At 50.7% G+C, this 25227-nt stretch carries 20 protein-coding genes and 1 riboswitch; of the genes, 15 read left to right on the top strand and 5 right to left on the bottom strand.

Features of this window, described 5'->3' with window-relative positions:
* Positions 1-33: 33 nt before the first annotated feature.
* Complete coding sequence (locus tag MKX50_RS23940) at positions 34-732, bottom strand: 4'-phosphopantetheinyl transferase superfamily protein (protein ID WP_339157949.1); 699 nt, start codon at positions 730-732, stop codon at positions 34-36.
* A 156-nt stretch (positions 733-888) separates the two neighbouring features.
* On the opposite strand from MKX50_RS23940, the gene MKX50_RS23935 reads away from it, so the two are divergent.
* The 3 genes from MKX50_RS23935 (at position 889) to MKX50_RS23925 (ending at position 3789) form a co-directional block, all read left to right on the top strand.
* On the top strand, positions 889-2997 hold the full coding sequence (locus MKX50_RS23935) for a tetratricopeptide repeat protein (protein WP_339157948.1): 2109 nt from the start codon (positions 889-891) through the stop codon (positions 2995-2997).
* 83 nt (positions 2998-3080) lie between these two features.
* The gene (locus MKX50_RS23930; RefSeq protein ID WP_155612309.1) at positions 3081-3431 is read left to right on the top strand and encodes an ASCH domain-containing protein; all 351 of its coding nucleotides are present in this window, start codon (positions 3081-3083) and stop codon (positions 3429-3431) included.
* A gap of 163 nt (positions 3432-3594) precedes the next feature.
* Entirely contained in the window at positions 3595-3789 is a 195-nt protein-coding gene (locus MKX50_RS23925; protein ID WP_339157947.1) for an alpha/beta hydrolase, read from the top strand.
* A gap of 19 nt (positions 3790-3808) precedes the next feature.
* Here the strand turns inward: MKX50_RS23925 and MKX50_RS23920 are convergent, their stop codons facing one another.
* Together MKX50_RS23920 and MKX50_RS23915 are read right to left on the bottom strand one after the other, a co-directional pair.
* Positions 3809-5632, bottom strand: a complete 1824-nt coding sequence (locus MKX50_RS23920; RefSeq protein WP_339157946.1) for an S-layer homology domain-containing protein — start codon at positions 5630-5632, stop codon at positions 3809-3811.
* 102 nt (positions 5633-5734) lie between these two features.
* Complete coding sequence (locus tag MKX50_RS23915) at positions 5735-6550, bottom strand: AAC(3) family N-acetyltransferase (protein ID WP_339160246.1); 816 nt, start codon at positions 6548-6550, stop codon at positions 5735-5737.
* A 256-nt stretch (positions 6551-6806) separates the two neighbouring features.
* Here MKX50_RS23915 and MKX50_RS23910 point away from each other — a divergent pair, with 256 nt between their 5' ends.
* The 6 genes from MKX50_RS23910 (at position 6807) to MKX50_RS23885 (ending at position 12921) form a co-directional block, all read left to right on the top strand.
* Positions 6807-7838 (top strand): hypothetical protein, encoded by a 1032-nt coding sequence (locus MKX50_RS23910; RefSeq protein ID WP_339157945.1) that lies wholly within the window; start codon positions 6807-6809, stop codon positions 7836-7838.
* 167 nt (positions 7839-8005) lie between these two features.
* The gene (locus tag MKX50_RS23905; RefSeq protein WP_339157944.1) at positions 8006-8767 is read left to right on the top strand and encodes an AAC(3) family N-acetyltransferase; all 762 of its coding nucleotides are present in this window, start codon (positions 8006-8008) and stop codon (positions 8765-8767) included.
* A gap of 208 nt (positions 8768-8975) precedes the next feature.
* Positions 8976-9473: an effector binding domain-containing protein gene (locus tag MKX50_RS23900; protein ID WP_339157943.1), complete on the top strand. Its 498-nt coding sequence runs from the start codon at positions 8976-8978 to the stop codon at positions 9471-9473.
* A 709-nt stretch (positions 9474-10182) separates the two neighbouring features.
* The gene (locus tag MKX50_RS23895; RefSeq protein WP_339157942.1) at positions 10183-11241 is read left to right on the top strand and encodes an ABC transporter ATP-binding protein; all 1059 of its coding nucleotides are present in this window, start codon (positions 10183-10185) and stop codon (positions 11239-11241) included.
* A 79-nt stretch (positions 11242-11320) separates the two neighbouring features.
* Complete coding sequence (locus MKX50_RS23890) at positions 11321-12115, top strand: ABC-2 family transporter protein (protein ID WP_155612348.1); 795 nt, start codon at positions 11321-11323, stop codon at positions 12113-12115.
* A gap of 17 nt (positions 12116-12132) precedes the next feature.
* A complete protein-coding gene (locus MKX50_RS23885; protein ID WP_155612347.1) occupies positions 12133-12921 on the top strand; it encodes an ABC-2 family transporter protein in 789 nt (262 codons plus the stop codon).
* A 169-nt stretch (positions 12922-13090) separates the two neighbouring features.
* On the opposite strand, the gene MKX50_RS23880 is transcribed toward MKX50_RS23885, so the two are convergent.
* Together MKX50_RS23880 and MKX50_RS23875 are read right to left on the bottom strand one after the other, a co-directional pair.
* Positions 13091-14071, bottom strand: coding sequence for a glycerophosphodiester phosphodiesterase family protein (locus tag MKX50_RS23880; RefSeq protein ID WP_339157941.1), 981 nt, complete (start codon positions 14069-14071; stop codon positions 13091-13093).
* 4 nt (positions 14072-14075) lie between these two features.
* A complete protein-coding gene (locus tag MKX50_RS23875) occupies positions 14076-14981 on the bottom strand; it encodes a TIGR01777 family oxidoreductase (RefSeq protein ID WP_339157940.1) in 906 nt (301 codons plus the stop codon).
* 200 nt (positions 14982-15181) lie between these two features.
* Here MKX50_RS23875 and rlmN point away from each other — a divergent pair, with 200 nt between their 5' ends.
* From rlmN to MKX50_RS23845, 6 genes are all read left to right on the top strand, one after another.
* A complete protein-coding gene (rlmN, locus tag MKX50_RS23870; protein WP_339160245.1) occupies positions 15182-16252 on the top strand; it encodes a 23S rRNA (adenine(2503)-C(2))-methyltransferase RlmN in 1071 nt (356 codons plus the stop codon).
* Positions 16253-16325: 73 nt separating this feature from the next.
* Complete coding sequence (locus tag MKX50_RS23865) at positions 16326-16556, top strand: hypothetical protein (RefSeq protein ID WP_244996438.1); 231 nt, start codon at positions 16326-16328, stop codon at positions 16554-16556.
* Positions 16557-16765: 209 nt separating this feature from the next.
* A complete protein-coding gene (locus MKX50_RS23860; protein WP_339157939.1) occupies positions 16766-17869 on the top strand; it encodes a glycosyl hydrolase family 8 in 1104 nt (367 codons plus the stop codon).
* Between the two features lie 177 nt (positions 17870-18046).
* Positions 18047-18922 carry a diguanylate cyclase gene (locus MKX50_RS23855; protein ID WP_339157938.1) on the top strand — a complete coding sequence of 292 codons (876 nt, stop codon included), beginning with the start codon at positions 18047-18049 and terminating at the stop codon, positions 18920-18922.
* A gap of 188 nt (positions 18923-19110) precedes the next feature.
* Positions 19111-20406 (top strand): glycosyltransferase, encoded by a 1296-nt coding sequence (locus tag MKX50_RS23850; protein WP_339157937.1) that lies wholly within the window; start codon positions 19111-19113, stop codon positions 20404-20406.
* A gap of 152 nt (positions 20407-20558) precedes the next feature.
* Positions 20559-20759: riboswitch (cobalamin riboswitch) on the top strand.
* A gap of 168 nt (positions 20760-20927) precedes the next feature.
* Positions 20928-25178: a DUF4430 domain-containing protein gene (locus MKX50_RS23845; RefSeq protein WP_339157936.1), complete on the top strand. Its 4251-nt coding sequence runs from the start codon at positions 20928-20930 to the stop codon at positions 25176-25178.
* Positions 25179-25227: the final 49 nt, after the last annotated feature.

The raw sequence follows: 25227 nt of genomic DNA, 5'->3' as shown, positions 1-25227 counted from the left end.
AGGGGACGGCCCCTCATGTTTAATGTCCTCCCCTCATACATATGCCATGAACCGCTCGTGCAGCTCATCCATGCTTAGCAAGCCAATGTGATCCGGAAAACGGTCATCCTGCGTGCAGACGGACAATTTATAACCGGGGCCGATCGGGTACTGCCTGAAGGAGCAGCCTCTGAATTCATTCAGGGTGATCAGCTCGATGCGGCCGTCATTCCCGGCGCGCACGGTGAAGGAATCGAGCGGCATGGAGAGGCCCGTGCCTGCGGCTTTGATGTAGCTCTCTTTGAGCGTCCACAGGTCAAAGAAATAGTTTAATTTCGCTTCTCCCCGCCGCAAATCAAGGTCAAGACATTCCTGCTCCGAGAAAAAACGCCCGGCGATGCTGAAGTCGATCTCCTCTACCTTTTCTACATCGATGCCGACCGGGGAACCGGCGATGGCAGAAACTACCCATTCCCCGGAGTGGGAGTTATTGAAATACAGCCCGGAATTCTCTTCGAGCAGCGGTTTGCCATAAGCATTTTGAGTTAGCCGGATATCTTTGTTCCGAATGTTCAGCCAGTTGCAGATGAGGAGCCTCGACAGGAGGTCCGCAGCTAACGTTCTTAGCGCATCTTCCTTACGCCTGAATCTATGAATCCGCTCCTGCCTCTCGGGCGGAAGCGCCTGAACCAGCCTCCAAATAGGGAGCGAGTCGATATTTGTTTCCAGCCGGACACCGTAGATTTCTATCATATGCTTGTCCCACCTATGTTCATTTCAATTCTCATACTCTTCCATTATAGCAACACCCAGTATTTTACTCCAAAGTCATTCCTCCCCTTAACGCTCCGTGATAAGATATAAATGATTCTAACAAGAGCTTATAGCTGGGAAGAGTGGGGAAACAGGTTGAAGAAGAGAATTTTGATCCGGGTTAGTGCCTTGGTGGTCATCATTTGTGCAATAAGCATGCTGGGCGCCTGTTCGACAGGTATTTACAAAAAATCTATCCATTGGGAGGAAATGATAGCGAACAACACCAAGGGCTACCTCCTAGTCGATAAGGGAAGGTACGAGGAGGCTATCGAGTATTTGGAGGAGGCGGTAGAGCACGCTTATGAAATAGAGCCGGCTCTCGTTGATCTGGATCGAGAAATAAAGCTGGATGAGCCCATGGGAGCTCCATTCAATAATTTGAGCTGGGCCTACAATGAGCTGGAGGATTACGAGAAGAGCCTGGAATATATCGAGAAGTCGCTCCTTATCGTACCGAATAGAGACATGGAATACGTGAATAAGGGCAATGCTCTGTACGGCTTGTATCGGTATGAAGAGGCGCTTGAGAGCTACAATCAGGCGCTGGAACTAGGGGATGAGAAATACGCTCACTACGGCAAAGGCAGAGTATTATTCGATCTGGAGCGGTATGAAGAAGCGTTGGAGCAATTCGACATTTATATCGGCTTGGATGATACGGATATGGACGGGTACGAAATGAAGGCATACGCCCTTCTCTGGCTAGACCGGTATGAGGAGGCGAACAAGCTTGCTGATAGTTTGATCCGGGAGGAGCCAGATAATTATGATGCGTACCGTATCAAAGCGGCCGTGCTCGAGGATTTGGATGATTTGGACATTCTTGCTGAGCATTATAACGGCATGATCGACAAGTTTCCCGATCATATGGACGTCTACGTACAAATGATAGAGTCCTATACCATGCTGGGCGATTTGGACCGGGCGAAGAACAGCTATGATGCTGCCGTCCATAAGGATAAGAGCTTTGCAGATATACATATAGCTATGGGGGATGTTTATATGGAGCAATCCATGTATGTCCAGGCTGCCAAATATTATGATCAGGCTGTTCAGCTCAATCCTCAGGATGAAGAGAGCATGATCAATAAATTGAGGGCGCTATACAACGGGCGCAGAAATTACCAGTGTATCGCCTTTGGCGATGAGGTTATGAAGCGCAAGGTCAATTCTTCGCTGATCCCCTGGTTTACGGGAGAATGCCACTTCGATTTGGATCAATACGACGAAGCCATTCAGGCTATGGAACAAGTGATCGAGCTGGATCCTGAGGATGACGAGGCTTACGCCATGATCGCCTACTCCTATTTTATGATGGAGGACTATGATCTTGCGGAAGAGTTCTGCGAGAAAACCCTAGAGATATACTCCGGCAATTCGACGGCCCTGCGTATCCAAGATGCAATACGAGACAGCCGCAAGCCGCTTGGGGAGCGAGTCAAAAGTTTTTTCAAGGATAATTACTTATACATAAGCAGTGTTCCGGACATGGATGAAATTTTATCCGCGCTGGATAAAGAACATATGACGCCGGCGGAAATCGCTAAGATTATTGGCCGAGCCCAGTATAAGAGGGATGCATTTACCTCCGTTATTTATGGGGAGGAATATGATTGGTTAACAGCACCTTACGGTCAGGATGTGATCTATGAAGATCAAGGGTCCATCGCCTATTTCCGTATTCATGAATTCAATCATAATACCGACGACCGTTTTATTGAAGAACTCGACCGCATTGCCGACCCCGAAACGAAGCAGCTGGTTATTGATTTGCGCGGGAATACGGGGGGAAATATGGATAGCGCGAATCATATTTTGGATGCGCTGCTGCCGGAATGCGTGACTAGCATGCTGATCGAGCGGGATGGCTATGCGGATAGCTACTATTCAGATGCCGATTATGTCTCATTCAAGCAAATATATATCCTGGTCGATGGTTATACGGCAAGCGCCTCGGAGCTGTTGACTATGGGGCTCGGCACTTATTTGCCCAATGTGACGATTATAGGCCAGGATACATATGGTAAAGGAGTCGGGCAGCGCGTATTCGAGGACAAGCAGAACAAATTGATGATCCTCGCGGTAAATCATTATTGGAATGTCCGGCAGAACAATATCATGAACTCCTACATTTCGCCTGATATTTATGTTAAAGGCTCTACGCTGGAGGAGTACATGAAGCCGGTCAAAGCAGGCCGTTAGAACGGGGGCCGGGCATTCGGGGAAACCGTGTCGCTGATATTGTGGTAAAGTTAAATGGAAGAACTGACGAGGAGGGCTACTACATGCAAAATCATGCAGATCATGAGGCATTGCCGCCGAAAACCTGTTCGATTGAACGGCTAGTGACTTTGCCGGAGGATGTGGAGAAAGTACTGGCAGGCCGGAAGACGGCAACCCGCCGCAACGGCCGGTACGCCGATGTGGGGGAAGTGATGACGCTGAAGGGGCGGGATTTTGTAGTAGAGCAGGTCTATTCCCAGACCCTTGGCGATCTGACCGAAGAGCAAGCCCAGCAGGAAGGATACAACAACTTGGAGGAATACAAGCAGTCGATTTTGTCCATTCACCCCGGCATGCGCTGGGTACCGGCGATGCGAGTATGGGTTCACGAGTTCAACCCTGTGCAGAAGTAAGTGAATGTAGATAGGCTGTATGCAGTACGCTAGAATGAAATCGCTCTTCATCGATGTGACAAGCAGATGGAGGGCGATTTTTTTCTTGGTGGATAGAGGGGTTACCGGGAAGAGGGGGACATAGCGGGAAATAAGCTGTATTTTCTCGTGGCAGAACACCGGATTGAGCTACCGGGATTTTCTGAGAATATTGGACGAAGGGAAATTTATGTATAAGGTCATTCCTGGTGCAGGTCATGGCATTAACCATGAACAGCCTGAACGGGTAAATGCAGAAGTCGTAAGCTTCTTGTTAGAGGAGAGCAGGAGAATGAAAGAGGCTGATCCCTCGGCTATACAGCCGGGAACTCAGCCCTGAAAAGCTTCCGTTGTTCATTTTATGGAATTTCTACGATTAACACTTCATCACCGATCATATTCCTAGCGTAATCCCCGATCCCGTACAATGTAATCTCGAATTGATCGCCAGGCTGCAGAGGATAATATCTAAAAGCCTCGTCCTTTAAAATAATAACTACATTCCCATTATGAATACTTGGAGTGAAGTGTTCAAAAGGCAGAAGATCATAGCTGCTGCCGCTGCTGTTCACCGGCATATGTGAAATGTTTATTTCGAAGCTGTCATACCAAATCAGCGGCTCGTTCGCGGTAATTGTAATTACTCCATCGCTGTAGACGCTGTCCGTGACCGTCGGCGGTGCTGCATCCAGGATGACAGGCAGGATAGTGCTGCTGACTTCGGTTTCATTTTCAAAGAGGGTGAGCTTTAAGGAAGCTGTAGTGTCCTCATCTGCGCCCGCTTTAAGAAGAATCTGCACTCCGCGCTCAGTCTCTTGAGCTTCAATAAGCTCAGACTCTGAGGAAATCTGAATATAGCCGACCGTCGCCCCTTCTTCCACTATATGGAATCTACCCTCCTGAGGATTGTATTGCAGCGAGAGCGATTCTTCTTCTCGGTGAACTTGGAAGAAGCTGTTGATATTGCGATCCGTATAAGGATCATTATCCTCTATCATAGAATCATCCACAATAGTTACGATGCTTTCATCGTAAACATAAGCGGGGTTAAGTACAAAGGAGGCTCCCGGTGCCAGGGTTAAAGATAGAGGCCGCTTTAGTTCTATGTCCGAGCTAGCTCTGGATAGATTTCCGGCCCGATCCACGGCAAATACGTTGTAGATTCCAGCCTCTAACTGAGCCGTTTCGAGCGGTGTTGGGGTGTTGGCGGTAGTAACTTGCACCTTTTTCGCGAGGCCTTCAGCTACGAGTACTTCCAGTTCTGCTCGATCTGACGATGGATATCCTCTCGGAATAAGGTATAAATAGCCGGTTTCATTGCTGGCCGCGATTAGACTGCTGCCAATAAACACGGGTGAATCCGATAGAATACTCACAACAGGTGCAGTCGTGTCTCTTACACTTCCGCTGCCTCCGCTTCCGGAGCCTGATCCTGAGCTGCCGGTATTTCCTGATGGTTCTGGTTTCTTGGTCTCGGGTGTTGTAGGTGCCGAAGGTTCATTTGCTGAAGGAGGGGTATCCCCATTTGGCGGTGTGGTAGAAGGTTGTTGGGAATGGCGCTGCTCTTCGATATTCCGTATGAACTTATTGGCTACGAGAGCCACGGATTGGCGGTCAGCACTCTGGAGCGGGCTAAAGCTGCCATCGGTGTTGCCCTTGATGAGTCCGAGTTCGACAGCTGCGGCTACCGCATCTTTGGCATAGCTAGAGATATCGTCCTTATCGGTGAAGGTAAGCTTGTTCCCCTTACCGCTAACATCTACCCCGAGAGCCCGGGTGAAGATGACGGCCATATCCTGCCGTGATAAACTGTCGCCATTGCCGAATTGGTGGTTGCCGTATCCGTGAATAAGTCCAACTTGTACTGCGGCCTCGACGGCTGCAAAAGAATAATGGCCTGGAGGGACATCGCTAAATGTTGCTGCTGCTGGCGCACTGTTCATATCCAGCCCTAGAGACTTGGCGAGAATGATCGCGAAATCCTGCCTTTGGATATGTCCAGTCGGATCGAATCTTCCGTCACCATGGCCATTAATAATTCCTTTATCAACCAGCTCTTGAATGGCATCCTTCGCATAAGAGCCGTTGATATCCGTAATGAACGTTGTTGCGGACGCTGGTGACGCTAATGTGCCGAGCAATGCTGCCGCAGTGATGACTTTGGCAAAAAGCTTCTTGTTCAAATTCAAACCTCCTTATGAAATTTATGTATATTTTGTGTCTCTCTCAACCATCTTAGATTAACGATTTATATCTGGCAATCAAAATATGGAAGGTTTGAAGATTCATTCCCCCTTCCGGTTCGTCTCCATCCACTGTACGGCCCAGTCTACGAGCTGTCTTTGTCTTAGAAAACGTACTTCTGCCTCCCCAACCTTGTGAATCGTCACATCGTGAGCTCTATCATATTGCTGACCCAATTCGGTGAAATCCTCATCATCTACAGCTTGAGTGAGGTAGGTCACCCATGTTCTCTTCCCATCGCTCATGATCGCACTGCTTTCTTCCGTAAACCGCTTTGTCGGAAAGCTCGCCCTAGTCTCTGCTAAGTGCAGCGAAGTGTTCTTGTCGTACCCGACTCCAATGAGCAGTATATGGCCATCAAGTTCATATAACTTATCAATCGGCGATCCTTTGCCGAAAATCTGGCTTAAATCATGCTCCTTCGTAAGATAATCCGCATGCTTGCCTACGGCAGCAAATGACCTGGCAGGATGGTCGGATCTAGCGGCTCCGGGCCATTTTCGGAATACCTCTGCCACAACGCCCATGCCGATGGCTGGCGTGATTTCTTTGTCGTAGGCTGGCCAATGCTCGCGTATGATGGGCCAGTGTATAGGGGGTACCTCCCAATGAACACCCGTGGCAGGGTCAAGGTTCTTCCAGGTTTGGGAAGGCATCACCAATGTCCCTTCTTCGCCGACAATTTCGAGCAAAGCGCGGATTAAAGTCTCGGCTCCGCCGACCACGAATCCGATTCTGCTTAAAGAGGTATGTACGATAATCGTTTGTCCATTCGATACGCCGCAGCGCCGGAATTGCTCCTTAAGATCGCCTTTGGTCAATATCGGTCTTTCGGTGTAACGGGAATTTTCCACCATGCTCACTCCTTCATTGTTATCAGACTATACTGAGATCAAAAAAAAGAGACAATCCCTCATTAAACGAGGGGTTGTCTCTGGTGATGCCAGAAGAGCATTGCCCTTAAATTCCTGCATTTCTTTTACATTATATTGAAAAAGGAAAGCAGCTTCAATGGGTTTTTGGAAGAATAATATGACTGAGGTTATTTTTACTATTTGATGCCCCCGAAAATTCAAGACTGTTACGTATAAATTATTAAGGGGGCGATCTCGCATGGATTATGCCAATCAAACTATTGAGAAGACAATATCGATGGGCTACGTGTCCGAGTCATTCTGGGATCGTTGGTTGGGAAGCGGTCTGCCGAAACCGACGGTATATGAGCTGCGCCAACGGGTTAACGGCATCGAGGATTGGATGGAAGTGCTGCACAGCTATGCTGATATGTTTGAGCAGCTAGCACTTAAAATGCAGAGACAGCATTTGATCAGTGAAGCGGAGTATTTTTACCGGAATGCAGCGATGAACTATTATCTGATCCAATGGATGTTTCCCTGTACTGGAACAGACAAGCAAATGTGGTATGAGTATTGCAAGGACATGTACTTGGAAGCGGACAATTTAGCGGCAGACCTGATCTCCGAAGCGGAGATTCAAGTTGAAGGAAATCAATGCCGGGGCCGGGTAAGAATTCCAAAGCATCCGCGTGGCTGTGTTATCCTTTTGAATCCGATCGATTCAGCGAAAGAGGAGTCTATTAAATTTGAGACCGGCTTCGCAAGAGAGGGCTTTGTCACAGTCAGCTTTGATGGTCCAGGACAAGGCGAAACGTATGTGTTTAACCACTGCCTGGCCACACGGAGAGGCTGGGAGCTGTTTGTGGAAGAAGTGATCGAGTTTGCGGCACAGCAATTTCCAGAGCTGCCGCTGCATTTATTTGGTACAAGCTTCGGGGGTTCTTGGGCAATTGAGGGCGGAAGCCATCCGAGGATTGCCAGGGTTGCTGCAGTCAGTCCTGTACTGGAGAGCGGGATAGAGATGCCTGACTATTTCAAGGAGCGGTTGTCCTATGTGATCGTGGAAGGGGAGAACCCTTTCATATTAAAGGAGAATATCAGGCACGACCGGCCAACGCTTCTCATTCATGGCAGGATGGATGAGTGGGTCAGGGATGAAGAGATCCGCTCGCTCTATCGGACAGTAACCGCTGATAGGCTGCTGATTGAATATCCGGATGAACGGCATGGCTGCAGCTTCAGGATGGATGACATCATTCGGGCAGCTTCGGATTGGTACGCATCTTAGCGCGAGATGGATAAGTCCAGGGCACCCCTTCTGTTCGGCTGATCCAGGATAAGTTCTGCATATTGTGCGATTTTTCCTGACTTGATTGCCCATTCCGGGCTTGTTGTTCCAAGTAGGACAGGTATAATGGTGATGAATCATTCATTACCAACAGTTGGAGGTTTATCATGCACACGAAGCAAAGTTTGATGGATCAGCTTGAAAGCGCTGGCATTGACCGGCATGGCACCGTGCTGATGCATTCATCCATGAAAAGTATCGGTGAAGTAGATGGAGGAGCGGACACGGTGCTGGATGCTCTTTCGGAATATATGAAAGACGGGCTGTTAGTTTTGCCTACCCACACCTGGTCTTATATTAATAAGGATAATCCCAAATTTTATGTCGAGACCTCAGAGGTCTGCGTCGGCATACTCCCTGAATTGTTCCGCAAGCGCCCAGGCGTGGTTCGATCCTGGCATCCGACACATTCCGTGGCGGCGCTAGGCAAGGACGCGGCCGAGTTTACCGCCGGCGATGAACGCTGGGATACGCCATGTCACCGGGAGTCCGCCTGGGGCCGCCTGCTGGATCGCAAAGCGACGATTCTGCTCGTCGGGGTCGATCTGCGCAGGAATACATTCATTCACGGCATTGAGGAATGGGTGGATATCCCGGGCAGAATGACGGATGACCATGAACAGCTTTACACGGTACTCCCTGACGGCAGAGAGATTCTGGTGCCTTCCCGCCGCCACTGCGGCCTGCCTTGGTCGGAGCATTTCTGGAAGGTCGAAGGCGTGCTCGAGGAACAGGGAGCGCTCTATCGGGCCCGTCTAGGCGATGCCGAGGTTCTAGTGTGCGATACGGTGAAAACCACGGATATTCTTTCGGATATGCTGCGGGAGAACCCGGATTTATTCTCGGATAACGAGCCTTTGGCAAAGTAAGAAGATGGGGATCTATCAAAAAATAAGCCGGCTGCGTTTTGCAGTCGGCTTATTCCTATTATTTTCTGATAATGGGAACCCAAATTTCGCAAAGATAGTCTTCGGCTGCTTGCACCCTTCGACAAGAAACCACATATTTTGCAAAAGCGATGTAGTAAAATGGTATGCGTTAAGCAAGCGATCATTTTATTGATGGGGAGAGGTGGCTATGGAACGGGTAAATGAGGCAGCGATCATAACAAAGGAAGCCTTCAGCGCGATTGGGCTGCGTTGGGAGGGAACCTTTGCCGAGGCGGGAGAGGGCGGTATACGCGCGATTCATCAGGAACTGCAGCGGCGGCGCGGTGAAATCCGCGGTATCCTAGACCTGGACAATTTCTACGGCTTGTCTTACCATGCCTATCCGGGCGGAAACGGATTTGTGCATTGCGCGGTATTTGAGGTGGCTGATACCGGTGAACAGGCGCCGGAAGGCATGATCAAGCTTCAGGTTCCAGCGATGAAATATGCGAAGTACGAACATCGGGCCGAGCAGAATATCGAGGAATCGTACAGCAGCATATATGCCTGGATTGAGCAGCAGGGACTTAAGACGCTTCCCCAGGAAGGCAAGGAGCTGACGCATTTCGAAATATACCCGAGCGAGCAGGATCCTTACAGCACGAATCCCCAATTTACGATCATGATCCCTGTTCTGGAGGAATAGCTCATTGTTCTCTTTTTTTAAAATGACCTGTCGCATCGAAAACGCCGAAAGGCGTTTTTTTAATATAGAAGAGGTGGTCTAGGTTTTGGAGTTTCCGGGGGCTGCTAACGGACCTTGGTTCCGCTATTTCATCGGAAATCGGGTGAAGCAGGGTGCTTACGGACCCTGGTTCCGCTACTGCGCTCAAACAAGGGTCAACAGCAGCGAATTTTCCTAAATAAAGGATCCTGTGTCCGATAGTTTCTAATTCCTGGACGGAAACCGGAAATAACGGATCCCCTGTCCGTTGCATATGACTGCCAAAACTGCCGCCTGCCATTCTGCAAATAGCCTGTCAACTCACTACTACCCTACTCAACTACCATCTACCCACACATCCAGCGCATCGCATTATTGTAGTAATAACCCGTACTTGTCAGCGCATCGCATTACTGCAGTAACATCCCTCCCTAATCAGCGCATCACATTACTGTATTCGCAACCTGCACATCCACGCAGCACATCACTGCAGTCGTAACCCACAATGTCCAAGGTGCTCTCACTTCACGCTTGAGTCCGGCCAGCAACCGTCACCGATTATCCAGCAAACTGCCGATAACACGCTCGCTTTACACACAGCTAATCATTTGCTGTAGAGCTTTCGAAGGTTGTAATTTATAATAAGAGCTTGGGACGGGACACCAAGACTTAATTAGTGAGGTAGGTAAATATGAACGCGATAGAAGTGCAGGATTTGCGCAAAGCATTTAAAATACAAAAAAATCGCGAAGGCCTCAAAGGGGCTTTTGCGGACTTGTTCAAGCGGCAGTACCAAGAGGTCGTTGCCGTGAAAGACATTACGTTCGCCATTCCTCAAGGCGAAATATGCGGCTATATCGGAGAGAACGGCGCGGGCAAATCGACAACCATCAAGATGCTCACAGGCATTCTGGTGCCGACCTCCGGCAGCCTTACCGTTGGCGGCTATATTCCCTACGAAGAACGGGAGCGGTTCGTGCAAAATATCGGCGTCGTATTCGGGCAGCGCAGCCAGCTGTGGTGGGATATCGGCGTCATCGAATCGTTCCAGCTGCTGCGCAAGGTGTACCGCGTATCCGAGCAGGATTTCAAGAAGCGGCTGGACGAGCTCGTGGAGCGCCTGAAGCTCCAGGATCTGCTGAACCGTCCGGTGCGCAAGCTTAGCCTGGGGCAGCGCATGCGCTGCGAGCTGGTCGCCGCCCTGCTGCATAATCCGTCGATCCTGTTCCTCGACGAGCCGACGATTGGGCTCGATATTGTCGTGAAATCGGAAATTCGCGACTTCCTGAAGGATATGAACCGCGAGCACGGTACGACGATCCTGCTGACAACGCATGATTTGCAGGATATCGAGGCGCTTTGCTCCCGCGTTATCATGCTGGATGACGGGCGAATCATTTACGACGGCGGCCTGGAGGAGCTGAAGCAGCGCTGGGGAACGGGACGCGAGGTGCTGTTCCAATTTGGAAGAGCGACGAAGCTGGAGACGCTGCGGCAGTGGACCGCAGGGCTGGCGGTGGAATGGTCGGCCGAGAACGATCTCAATGCCAAGGTCTGGATTCCGCTGGAGCTTAATGTATCCGATGTGCTCGGACGGGTAGTGGGTCAGGCAGACATTACAGATATCAAAATCATTGAGACGAATACCGATGAAATCGTGCGCAGCATATATCAATCCGGTTCGGCGCAGAAGACCGAAGAAGCGTTTGATTCCCTGGCGGATGGTCCCAAAGAGGTCAGCCATGTCTAAACGTCCTTCGTCCGAGCTGACTTCACCCAGACCGGCCCGCCCGGAGGGACGGAAGCCGCGTCATAGCGGAAAGCGTCTGCTGCTTGACGCGTATTTGGATTTTATCCGCATCCGTTTCCTGACCATGCTTGCATACCGAATTAATTACTACACCGGTATTCTAATCTATACTCTCAATATCGGGGTCAACTATTTCACCTGGAAAGCCATCTACGGCGATGGTGATTCCTTGGGCGGCTTTACCGCCGTACAGATGACGACGTATGTTGCGGTATCCTGGATGGCCAGGGCATTTTATTTCAACAATTTGGACCGGGAAATCTCGTCCGATATCCGCGACGGCAGCATTGCCATCCAATTCATACGTCCCTATAACTATGTATTTGCCAAAATGATGCAGGGGCTCGGGGAAGGCATGTTCCGCTTCCTGCTGTTCATGATTCCCGGCATGGCTATCGCCATGCTCCTGTTCCCGGTACAGCTGCCAACCGCCCCGTCGGCATGGGCTGGCTTTCTTGTCATGCTGATCTTCAGCTTCCTGATCAATTCGCAGATTAATGTCATAACAGGCCTCTCGGCCTTCTTTATCGAGAATAATGAAGGCGTTATGCGGATGAAGCGGGTCCTCGTCGATCTTTTCTCAGGACTTATCGTGCCGATCAGCCTGTTCCCTGGCTGGCTGTCCAAAGTGCTTGAGGTGCTGCCTTTTCAGGCGATTACCTATTTGCCAGGCTCTGTCTTTACAGGCAGAGTGCAGGGCGTAGGCATCTGGAACGTGCTGGGCATTCAGGTGTTCTGGTTCGCGGCTTTAATCATCCCGATGATTCTGTTATACCGGGCAGCGCGGCAGCGCCTGTTCGTGCAAGGAGGTTGATGAGAGGCATGGCGAGAATGTTGTATTACTTGGGATTGATTATGGAATATTTCAAAAATTACATGAAAACCCGACTCACATATCGCGCCGATTTTTGGGTCGAGGTGATCTCGGATTTGCTCTTCCAGGCGACGAACTTTATTTTCATCCTGGTGGTCTTTATGCATACCGACAGCCTGGGCGGCTGGAGCCAGAATGAGGTCATTTTTGTTTACGGCTTCTTTATGGTGCCATATGCTGTGTTCAGCTGTTTCGTCAATATGTGGAATTTCAGCGAACGTTATATCGTCAAGGGGGAGATGGACCGCGTACTGACGCGTCCGGCGCATCATTTATTTCAAATTTTCCTGGAAAATATCGATCCGCCAGCTCTGATCGGCGGTCTCGTCGGCATCATTATTATGGCGATCAGCGGCGGGCAGCTCGGGCTGCCGTTGGAATGGTGGACTATTCCGGCGCTGATTATTCTGACACTTAGCGCGGTCGCGATTTATACAGGGATTTATACCGCGCTCACCTCTTTGTCGTTCTATTCAGACGCGCCGACCGGGATTCTTCCACTCATGTTCAACATCCAGAACTATGGACGCTATCCCGTGACGATCTATAACCGGACAATCCAAATTTTGCTGACATGGGTTATCCCGTTCGCCTTTGTCGGTATTTATCCAGCAGCGTTATTCCTTCAACGCGAAGAGATGACGGGCATGGCACTGCTCACCCCGGTGATGGGGGCAGTATTTCTAGCGATTGGCCTGCTGGCATGGAATATGGGGGTCAAACGCTATAAAGGTGCAGGCTCCTAAGGTGAGAGCGGCATGTGGTCTGGCCGCCCTCGAGGCGCCAGGAACTGGCGCGCTGCGGAAAGAAGCCGTCAGCCTGTACGCCGTTCCCAGCCGCCGGAGTATATCCACTATGCATAAACACCCCGCTAAAGCAATTAGCGGGGTGTTTGCTATGTCATCTTATCCAGCTTCATTTATTGTACAGTAAAGGCGGTGCGATCCGGTCAATCCGGTTCGTCCATATTCCGCCGGTATAACCTTTGGGAAGCAGCGTTAAGTCCTCAATAGTGTCAAAGCCCTCAGACCACTCTCCGCTGCCTGCGACAACGATTACCCGTGTGCCCGCATCATCCATCCGGTTAAGAAATTTATTCGGCCAACCCCACAGCCACGAAGCGAACTTCAAGGGGATATGGAGCTGTGTGTTCCTGCAGGCCGAAGGCATGTAACCGCTCCAGCCGACCCCTTCGTACGCAAGCAGACAGCTTTTGAGCGTAGCCTTTGACATCACTCTCAGCCCGGGCAATTCCTCCTGCAGGGCAGCTATAGGTTCATCACCTCCATAAACTGTCAGCTCATGCAAACGATCCTCTGGCAGATCCGCAAGATATTGCGCGAGCTGGCGGCCCTCCTCCGGGTCATTGCTTTTAATATGAAGCAGGAAAGTTCCTTCCGGAAAATGCTCCAGCACCTCATCCAGCGACGGCATCAACCCAATACCTTTCCCGCGAAAAGGGTATGTCGCCCCGTTATCCGCCGTGTAGCCGTAGCCGATATCGATATCCTTCAGCTCATCCATCGTATAATCACCGACCATGCCCTGCACGTTCGTCCGGCATTCCAGTGTCCAGTCATGGAACACGGCGAATTGGCCATCCTTGGTCGGTTTAATATCCAGTTCCACCATGTCCGCTCCGGCGTCGAAGGCAGCCTGCATGGAAGGGATGGTGTTCTCCAGGTAAGGGTGCTCCGGCTCGAAAATCCGGGTGGCCGTACAAGTATCTCCCTCCATGCCCTCCATGCTGAACGTTTGACCAAGACCGCGATGCGCCAGCAGGAAAGGTGATCCACTGCGTTCCTTGGTCAGCAGGGAGGTATTGTTCAGATAGATGAACGCCGACAAAATAAGCACAACTACTAATATGCGTTGCCATCTTTTTGTGAGCTTCATCTTCCTATCTCCAATCTTCGGCTAAATGAAGAATACTGCGCAACGTCTGATCCAGCCGGGGAAATTTGAACTCATAGCCTTCTTGCTCTAATCGCTCTGGAATCACCCAGCGGCTCTTTAGAATTAATTCGGTTTCCGTCTGAATCATGACGGCCCCAAGCTCCAGCAGCCATTTCGGCGAAGGCAGGCCGAACTTGCGGTTCATCGCGCGCCGTAATTCGCTCATGAGCTCCCGGTTGGTGACAGGGTTCGGAGAGGCGCAATTGAACACGCCGCATAGATCTTCCCTGGCCTGCAGAAACGAAATAATGCCGTAAATGTCCTCGATATGAATCCAGCTGAACCGCTGGGTTCCCGGGCCTTGGATGCCGCCAAGCCCGAAGCGGACGAGGTTTTTGTACGGCGTCATGACGCCCCCGTCTTCTCCAAGAACGATGGAGATCCGCAGCGCCGCTTGTCTCGTTGCCGGCAATTTGAAGGCAAAAAAGGTCTGCTCCCATGCTTGGGCCACCTCGACGGAGAAGCCAGTCCCGATCTCGCCCTCAGCTTCCGTCATGGGCCGATCCTCCGCATGTCTGTAGATCGTGGCCGTGCTGGAATTGATCCAGAGGGCAGGCGGCTGCTTGCAGGCAAGCACGGCAGCGCCGAGAAGCTGGGTCGTCTCCGTACGTGAGTCCATGATGGCTTTTTTGTTCCTGTCGGTATAACGGCAGTCGACGGATTTTCCCGCCAGATTGATCAGCATGTCCGCCTGCTCCAACGCTTGTACAATTCCCTTGTGGTCCCGCCATGATATGTGGCCTGGCTGTCTAGAAATATGTATGATTTCATACCCCTGCTGCTGATACTTCTTACTGAGATAAGTTCCGATGAAGCCGGTTCCTCCAGCCAAGACGATTTTTCCGGTCATAAGCGCAAACAACTCCGTTTCTACCCTGAAGGGTTCCCTAGAAATTGACTAAATCGCCGTCCATTTAATTATGTAGACGTGAACAAGGACACAAAGTTACACTTTCGGATATATTTCTCATGAAATAGAGCCTTGTTTTCATAAAAAAGATTTGGGACAATAATAAACAGAATTTGAAGTTCTGAAAAGAGGAAAATATGATGAATATATCATCCATTTATGGATTTACGTTAGATCAGCTGATCGCCTGGCTGGAGGAGCGGGGACACAAGAAATCACGCGCGCTCCAGGTATGGGATGGGCTTTACCGCAAACGGGTACACAGCTTCGCGGATATGAATGATGTCAAGCCTGCGGTTGTTGCGCTGCTGGAAGAGAATTTCGTGATGGAGACGCTGACAGAGCAGGTGAAGCAGCAGTCTGCGGACGGAACGGTCAAATTTCTCTTTAAACTGGCGGATGGCAATCTGATAGAGACGGTGTTAATGCGGCATAAGTTCGGTCTCTCCGTCTGCGTCACCACTCAGGTCGGCTGCAATATCGGCTGCAGCTTCTGCGCGAGCGGATTGCTGAAGAAGAGCCGTGATTTAACGAGTGCTGAAATCGTGGAACAAATCATGAAAGTTCAGTTCCATTTGGATGAAGCCGGACAGGAGGAACGGGTAAGCCATATCGTCGTTATGGGCATCGGCGAGCCGTTTGATAACTTTACGAACGTATCCAATTTTATTCGCACGGTGAAGGACCACAAGGGTCTGGCCATCGGGCCGCGCCGCATTACCGTATCCACAAGCGGCCTCGCGGACAAAATCATTGAGTTTGCCGATTCCGATCTGAAGGTCAACCTGGCGATTTCACTGCATGCCCCCAACAATGAGCTGCGGACGCGCATCATGAAGATCAACAAGGCCATTCCGATCGAAAGGCTGATGGAGGCTATAGATTACTATTTGGCAAAATCGAACCGGAAGGTGACCTTGGAGTACATTTTGCTAAGAGACATTAACGACGGAACAGAGCATGCGCAGGAGCTTGCCGAGCTGATCGGCGCCCGGCGAAACGGGGTTACAGTCAACCTCATTCCATATAACCCGGTCGACGAACACGGCCAATACCAGAGAAGCCGCAAGGAGTCGATCCTGGCCTTTTACGATGTGATGAAGAAGCAGGGCATCAACTGCAGCGTCCGCCTGGAGCACGGAACGGATATCGATGCCGCCTGCGGCCAGCTGCGAAGCAAGCAAATTAAGAAGGACAGAAGAATATCTTAAGTAGACCTATGCCGTTACCGTCCCTCATTCTCCTCATAGACTAATATGTGACCTAAAAAGGAGGATGAGGGTTGTGGTTGAAGCCTATTATACTTGTTTGCACTGCAAAGATAAGAGGGTTCGCATTCTAACCATAGATGGACGGCAGTATACAGGGACGATTACGAATGTAGACTACCAAAATGTTTATTTGCGTCCCGATGGCAGGGGCGTCGTTAGAACCTCGGCCTTTCGCCCGGGGTTTTATGGCAATCAGATTCTAACGTTAAGCCTGTTTACGTTGCTCGCAATTGCACTAATTTAAATTTAACCCGCAAGACTCTCCTTTTCTAAAGGAGAGTCTTTTTGCCTTTTTTACATATATGGAACCCTTCCGGGGTTATAAATGAAATACTTGCAGCGCGTTAAGAAAATATAGGATAAAATGAAAATGAAAACCCAAAATTTGGGGCCTTGATAATTATGATAATGGAACAAGAGGGGTTTATGCCCAAATAGGAGAAGGTGAGAGTAATGACCGTACGGCACTATAGCTGGACAAAGCTGCTGATGGTATTCATGGTAGTTATTTTAGGATTATCCGCCGCTGTAGGCGTGTATTCCAAGGGGGAGGCCGTGAAGAGTGCAGGCTCATCCACAGAGGAATTTATTACGAAGCATATGACAAATGCAAATGGAACTTTAGCCACTTATTTGCAGCCGGGTGCCTCAACTGATCCGGATATCGTGGCTGGGCGCGAGGCGCTTTCCGAGTCATTGGGATTTTGGATGCAATATGCCGTAAAAAAACGGGACCAAGCGTTGTTTGAACGCAGCTATGAGGTGCTGAACAGCCGATTTTTGACGTCGGAGAAGTATATTGTCTGGAAGATAGAGTCCGATGGCCGGGTGAAGGTAAATACGAATGCGCTTGGTGACGATTTTCGCATTATCGGCAGTCTGATAGAGGCATCACAGCTTTGGAAAAAAGACGAATATTTAGCCGCGGCAAGAGAAATATCGGACACGCTGCAGATGCATGTGCAGAACAACGGCTATTTCGTCGATTTCCATGACTTTGCGAGGGATGAATCCCCGGCAACGCTGAGCCTGGTTTATGTGGATATAGCGGTGCTTAAGCTGATGAAGGATCACCAGCTTATCGATTCGGGCACTTACGAGCAATACGTTCGCTTACTCTCCGAAATGCCGGATGACGGCGTATTCTTTCCGGTTACCTTCGATGTTCAGGAACAGAAATATGCATACGGCGACGATGTTAATCTCATCGATCAATTAATGATAGGCATTCACCGTGCAGAGCTGGGCAAGAAGCCGACTCCCCTTATCTCATTCCTGAAGAAGGAGCTCCGCCAGCAGAAAAGCATTAAAGGACGCTATAACCGGGTAACCCGCACGGCGGAGGTCTCTTACGAATCGCCATCGGTGTACGGACTTGCCATACTGCTAGCCTTGGAATGCGGGGATAAGGAATGGGCCAAGCAGTTAAACAAACAAATGATATCCCTTAAAAATAAGGACGCATCCTACTCTGGCGGATATGTATTTAGCAAGAACACCCATTTTTTTGATAATATTCTTCCCTTACTTGCCGAGACAGCTATGCAAAATCCTTAATTTAGGGTAATTGTTCAGAAAGTGTATAGTTTGGATCTGTAGAATATAGTATTAAAAGATCGAAATATCCGGCACTTCCCGTATGAGGCTTTATATGGGGATGCCTATTTTTTTACACCATGGATTGTAAGCCAGAACTCTCCTTGGGCTGATGACGACATAGAAGGAAGGTTGATTATGAGGCGCAACATACCGGCGTATCGCATGGCATCGGGCTATATCCTGCTTATTTTGCTGGCAATCGTACAGCAGTTCTTCGTCTTTCTCAACGTTTATCTTGAGCAGAGCTATACCGGGGCTGAATTTGCGTTCAGCATCGCGGCCTTGGCGGCGCTGCTGATCGGGCTGTTACTTCCATTAGGGGTGTCCGTCGTCGGAGTATTCGTGTTCCTGGTCGGTTATTTTGTATGGTTGTCGACTTTTGGGCGTCTGGATGTTTTGGCTTTTTTGTGGATTTTGCTTGTACCGGCCAATGTCGGTATTGCCGCTGTAATCAAATCGGCGTTAATTCGCAGCAAGATCATCATCCAGCGGCTGGCAGAACTGGAGCAGCGTACACCGCAGGTTGATCTCGATACGGCCCTCGGCAACAAAGAGGCGCTGGCCGAAATTGTGGTCAAGCAGTCCAATTTGGCCAACAGGTATTCCGAACACTACAGCTTCTGTATGGCGATGTTCAAAATCGATTTTCTACCGCTTGTGCAGGAATCGCTAGGTTCGCAGCGTTATGCCCTGCTTCTGCAGGAGCTATCGGGCATTATTCAGACTCAGATCCGTTATGAAGATTATAAATTTTCCCTGGAACAGGGCAGGTTTATCATTCTGTGCCCGATGACCGACCACGACTTCCTGCAGGCGTTGGCGGATCGGATCAAGCTGGCCCTGATGGATATTCATTTCCTGGATAGGAATGGGCGCCCCCTTAAGCTCGTCATTCGTGCAGGCACGATCGTATACCAGAAGGAGCAGTTCAGCAAGTATAAGGATATCGACGCAATTATCGCTGCACTGGAGAGATATTCCGAAACGGATTTAATAGGGGAGTACATTTGATTGCTAGAGGGATTGCCCCGGATTCGGGAGGGAGGTGCCCGATTTGCTTATGGCGTCGTACGTCGACTGGTTCATTCCATTATGTATTGGAGTCAGCTTCATATTTGCGGTGACTGTTGTCATTCTAACGGTTGCTACCCTTGTATTTCGGAACAGAGTAAATAAAAAATATGATCGGGGGAAATTCAGTGGCTGATGTATTGTTGATACTGTGCATGGTTAGCATCTGGATTGCCGTATTTCAATCGATCATCATCATGACCGGAGCCATTCGCTTTGTATGGCGGCAGAGCATAACGCCGTTGACAATGCCTGCAGATATGGAAGGCTTCCCCACGGTGACCGTGATCGTTCCGGCCCACAACGAAGAGCTTGTCATCACGGCTACGGCGAGGCATGTTCTCCATCTGAACTATCCCGAGCACAAAATCCAGTTTATCGTCGTGGCGGATAACTGCACGGATAATACAGCAGGGCGGCTAAAGGCGCTTAAGGCTCAGCCCAAGTACCAGCATCGGGACTTCTTCATCATGGAGCGTAAAGGAACGGGCGGCAAATCAGGCGCCTTGAACGATGCATTGGAGCATGCCACCGGGGAGTGGATTTGCATTTTTGACGCGGACGCTGCGCCGGAGAAAAATTCGCTGCTCTTTCTCGTGCAGAAGGCGATGGAGGAGCCGGAATTGTACGGGGCGGTGTTTGGACGCAACAAGGCCCGGAACCGGGGGCAGAACTTCTTATCCAGGTGCATCAATTTGGAGCTGGTGACGATGCAGCGGGTGCTCCATACCGGCATGTGGGAGCTGTTCAAGCTGGGGACAATACCGGGCACGAACTTTATTATCAAAACGTCGCTGATCAAAGAAATCGGCGGTTGGGACGAGCAGGCGCTGACCGAGGATACGGCCATTTCGTTTGAAATTCTCTCCAGGGGCCAGCTTATTGCGCTGGCCCCGCAGGCCGAGGCTTACCAGCAGGAGCCGGAGCAGCTATCCGTATATATGAAGCAGCGCGAGCGATGGGCCAAAGGGAACTACCAGGTCGTACTGGACAATTTTCACCACTTGTTCAAGCCTTCGAGCTGGCGCATCAAGCTGCATGTCCTTTATTATATGGCCAGCTATTTCTGGTTTCTGGTCACGATCGTGATTTCCGATCTAATCATTGTCGTCAACATCGCTTACTGGCTCATCGCTTTATTTAAACCGGAGGTCATGTCTCCCTTTCAATTTGAAGGCGATGTGTACATTTATCTGATCTTCGCCTGGGCGCTGATGTATTATTTGTACGTGCTGCAGATCAACCTTGCCCTGGCTTCCGATATCGGGCAGAGCAACGTCCGGAACTTCGTTCTGTCCTGTATTACGTATTTTACTTACGCACAGCTATTCCTTGTCATTTCACTCCGTGCCTCTTATAACATGATTATGGACAAAATCATGCATCGGGAAAGCAAGTGGTACAAGACGCAGCGGTTTGATTAAGCCGGGGAAGGCTAACGGGTTATATGAAGAAAGCGGCTGGGTCAGAACAAATTTAGCGATAATTGGCCCAATTACCGTTTTCGTGATAATAATGCAGAAAAACCTTTGTCTAAACCCGTGAAATCTGATACAATAACCCGGAATCAATCAATTTTATATTCTACTTATACGGTGCTGCCCATAATGTATTATGACGCAGCTTAATAGGGAAGTTCGATGAAAATTCGACGCGGTCCCGCCACTGTAACGCAGAGCTGACTATCATAAAACCACTGTTGAACATATCAACGGGAAGGGGATAGTTGAAGCGATGATGCGAAGCCAGGAGACCTGCCGTGTAAGGGCTCTGTAATTTCTCACGAGGATGAGATGGAGATGTTTATTCGTGCTGCTGTCGTAATTAGCATTGGAGCAGCCGAGTGTGTATAGTGTTACACGGACAAATCTTCGGAAACATCTTTCTCTATGGGAAAGGTGTTTTTTTGTTGTCCACAAAAAAGAATAGTAAAGGAGAGCGGACGTTGAACAGTTGGAAGAATTGGATGAAGAGAAGCTTGCCTCTATGGATGAGCTTCATGCTGCTGTTGTCTCTAGTGAATCCTCAGCTCGCCAAGGCGGCAGGAGGAACCAGCAACACGCAGCTGAACAGTATGATTGCGAGCACTGTGGATTACTATGCCAAGCAGTATAGTGATGCCGGCTCGACGAAACGAATCGAGTCCTGGTGGGAGCTGGTAGCTTTATGGGGCGCAGGAGAAGATCTGCAGGATGGGAGCTGGAGATTGCCTTCCTGGGAGACGACGGCGCCTAATTTAGCGGCCAATAACGGGGGAACCGAGCATATCAGATACATATTCGGGCTGCTGGCTATGGGGAAAGATCCGGCGCATGCTTGGGAGACCGATCGAAATTTATGGGCTGAGCTCGCAGCACAGCAGAATCCTGCTACAGGGGCGATCGGCGGCGTTAACAAGCATATTTGGGCCATGCTTGCTATGGATGCCGGGGTCAAACTCGGCGCGGACGTAGGCACATGGGATGCGGCGGCGGCGAAGAAAGCTTTAGACTATTTGCTGTCTTGCCAATATGCGGATGGCGGATTCGGTTTAACACCGACTGGGTCGTCCGGCGATACGGACATGACGGGTATGGCGCTGCTGGCGCTTGGCAAATACCAGGGGCAGAGCGCGGTGGACAGCGCTATTCAGCGCGCAAAGGAGCTGTTGAAGCAGCGGCAGCTCGATCATGGCGGGTTTAACTCACCCGGGACATGGGGATCCGGAGACAACTCGAATAGTCTGTCGACTACAGTGTCCGGACTGGTGGCTGTAGGCGACGATGCGTTATCCTCCGAGTGGATCAAGAACGGCCATTCGGTATTGGATGCTTATGCGCTGTTCCAGCTGGCTGATGGTTCCTTCAAATGGAAAGCGGCCGACGCGAGAATGAACAGTATGTCTACGGAGCAGGCGCTTATTGCACTGCTCGACATCCAGTATGGGCAGTCGACCTGGTATCGTATTGCTGAAGCGACGCCGGTTCAGACGGGTGTATCGGCACAGCTGCAAGTGACCGGAATGGACGGGGAGCTGTATGCGCCTCAGACTGTTACGGTGGCCTCGAACGGCGGAGAAGTTACAGCGCTTGATGTGATGAAGCAGGGTCTGGATACTGCTGTGCCGCCGATCAGCTACAGCATTACGGGCAGCGGCAGCAATGCTTACGTCACGGCGATTGGCGGACAGGCCGCCGGAACTTTAGGCGGCTGGGACGGCTGGATGTACAATGTCAATGGTGTTGCTCCTTTTGTCGGAGCGGGCGATTATGTCATTCAGCCCGGCGATCAGGTACATTTCTATTACAGCCGCTGGGCGAGCATAGCGCCAGCAGCATCTGAAATCAGTCATGGAGCCTTGAACCCGGCGATTGAAATCAAGCTGGTAGGAGATACGTTTACGTCGGCTGCAGAGCAGGCCAATCACTGGCTAATTGACACTGGTGCGACAGGGCTGCAGGTTGCGGGCGTAACCCTGCTCAATAACCAGCTGGCCAACATTGTCCTTACAGGCCAAGCTGCCGAAGGCACAATATCCGTGCAGGCATTGGCAGGGGCCTTGACCGGGCAAAGCGACAGCGAGGCAGTGAACGTAGTTGTTCCGGCTTCCCCCGGGCCGATTCACGAACGGATTATTTATGTTCCGGACAGCGAGACTCATTTTGAGAACGGGTCATATGGAGATCCGTTGACAGAAGAGAAAGTCATCCTAGAGTTTACCAAAGCGCAATTGCCGCAGGTCACTTCAGTTACGGACAGTACGTATTTCGATATTGCACCAAATACTGAGGTCATTTCATCAGGCTGGAACCGCCAGATTCAACTGCCGAGCAAGCTGAGCTCCACGGATAATTCGTTGATCAATAAGGTAAACGCCGTATTGTCTTTAACGAACGAGGAACTTACTCAGATTGCGATTCGCGTGAAGATCGGCGGCAGTGATCGGATTGATTTCAGCCGTCATGTCACGTTGAAGCTGATTGGGCAGGGCAGCAGGCAGGCCGGCTGGATCGGCAGCGATGGAAGCTTCCATCCAATTCCGAAATACAACGACTCCTCGGCAAGGGCGGATGCGGTATATGCCTACGCAGATGACCGCGGGGATTTAGTCATCAAGACAACGCATTTCACGGAGTTTATCGCCTATGACCTGAAGACTAAGGATACTCCTGGACAAGGAGGCAGCCCGGGCAACGGCGGTACCCCTCCTGGCAACGGCGGAGCTCCCGGCAATGGGGAGGGTACGCCTGGCAATGGCGGTAATCCGGGCACAGGAGGCGGCGTAGTAACTCCGCCGGCAGTGCGTACAATTAAATTGTCTGTGGAGAAACACACGATTGGCGAAGGTGACATTATTGCGCCTGTCACGGTTACGCTCCAGGATGGAGATACCGCATTTACAGTCCTAAAGAGAGCGCTGCAAGGGCGCGGTATTTCTATGAATTACATCGGTTCAGATGCTACCCTTTATGTTCAAGCAATAAACGGTTTAGGCGAGTTTGACAAAGGGCCTGTGAGCGGCTGGATGTATCAGGTAAACGGGGTATTTCCAAATTACAGCGCAGGACTATATACGCTGCAGAACGGCGATGTTCTCCGCTGGCGTTATACTACAAATCTCGGCAAAGATCTTGAAGACGAAGACGCCGGACAAGGAGCACCGGGCGGCGGAGCGCCTGGAGCTGGCGGCCCTGCCGGCATTGGCGCTGCTGAAGGAGCCTTAGGACAAGCCGCTGCGGCAACGCCGGAGCAGCAAACGGCTTCTCTGGAGCGTATCAAGTCAGCAATTGCTAAGGCTTCGGCCTGGATTTTGAACAATCGCAGCTTCGCTAAGCATGATAACTTTAACGATTGGGACGCTTTAGCCTTGGCTCGCTCCGGCAAGCAAGTGCCTGCGGAGTATTACTCGGTGCTCGAGAGCCATGTTCGCGGGAGCAACGGCGATTTTCGATTAGTGACGGACTACGAGCGCATGGTGCTGGCTGTTGCCGCAATCGGCAAGGACCCGCGCAGCGTAGCGGGGACAGATTTGCTGGAGAAAATCTACAACAATGAGCGCATGATGAATCAGGGTACCAACGGACTCGTATTCGCTTTGCTGTCCCTAGATGCAGCCAAGGCGGATATTCCAAACGATGCGCTGTGGACACGGGACAAGCTGGTCGCTTCGCTGCTGCAGCAGCAGAACACCGATGGCGGATTCCCGATCAGTAAATCGTCCAACGGCCAAAGCGATATCGATATGACAGCCATGGCGCTGCAAGCTCTGGCGAACTACCAGAACCGCAAAGAGGTCAAAGCGGCTGCGGATAACGCGCTGGCCTGGCTGTCACAGCAGCAGCTTGCCAGCGGAGGCTTTAAAGCGTGGGGCGTCGAGACGAGCGAGAGCATTTCGCAAGTGATTATTGCCCTGTCCAGCCTTAATATTCCACTGGACGATCAGCGGTTCGTGAAGAGCGGCGGCGACCTGCTCACAGCGCTGCAAGCATTTGTGAACAAGGATGGCGGCTTCGCCCATACGGCAGGAGAAGCCAGCGATTATATGGCAACCCACCAGGGGCTAATGGCGCTTAGTGCGTATGAGCGGATGCTGAAGAAGCAAAGCCCGTTGTTTGATATGTCCGATATACAGCCTGCCGTCTCCAAACCGGCTCCAGTTGTATATGGGGATCAAGCTTCCATATCTGCATGGGCCAAGGAAGCGGTTGAGAAAGCGACCGGGCTGGGATTGATGGCAGGAACGGGAACGGCGGCGCCGCAGTTTGAACCAAAACGCGGTTTGACCCGTGCGGAATTCGCGGTGCTGGTCGTCAAGCTGGCAGGCGAACAGCCATCTGCAAATACAGCGGGCTTCAAGGATGTCAGCCAAGGCTCCTGGTACGCCGGATATGTAGCTGCGGCTAAGGAGAAAGGTTTGATTTCCGGCTTGAACGATCATCATTTTGGGCCGAATCAACAAATAACCAGACAGGAAATGGCTACGATTCTTGTGCGCATGCAAGGGCAAATACTGCCGAATGCAGGGGAGGGCACAACCCCGAACCGTACTCTCAAAGATCGTGAACAAGTATCCGATTGGGCTGCCGCTTATGTGGATTCGGCTGTTCAATCCGGGCTCATGTCGGGAGACGGCGACTATTTCCGGCCGCACGAGCAAGTCACTAGAGAAATGGCTGCTGTCGTGATCGTGAAAATGCACGCCATGATCAATCCATAGCAATAACCGGGAGAAGGAGACTTAAGCCTCCTTCTTTCCCTATTTATAC

This window comes from Paenibacillus sp. FSL W8-0186, from assembly GCF_037969765.1.
In the GTDB taxonomy this organism is placed as follows: Bacteria; Bacillota; Bacilli; order Paenibacillales; family Paenibacillaceae; genus Fontibacillus; species Fontibacillus woosongensis.
Note: the sequence above shows the minus strand (reverse complement) of the source record. Positions and strands in the feature narration are given on the sequence as shown.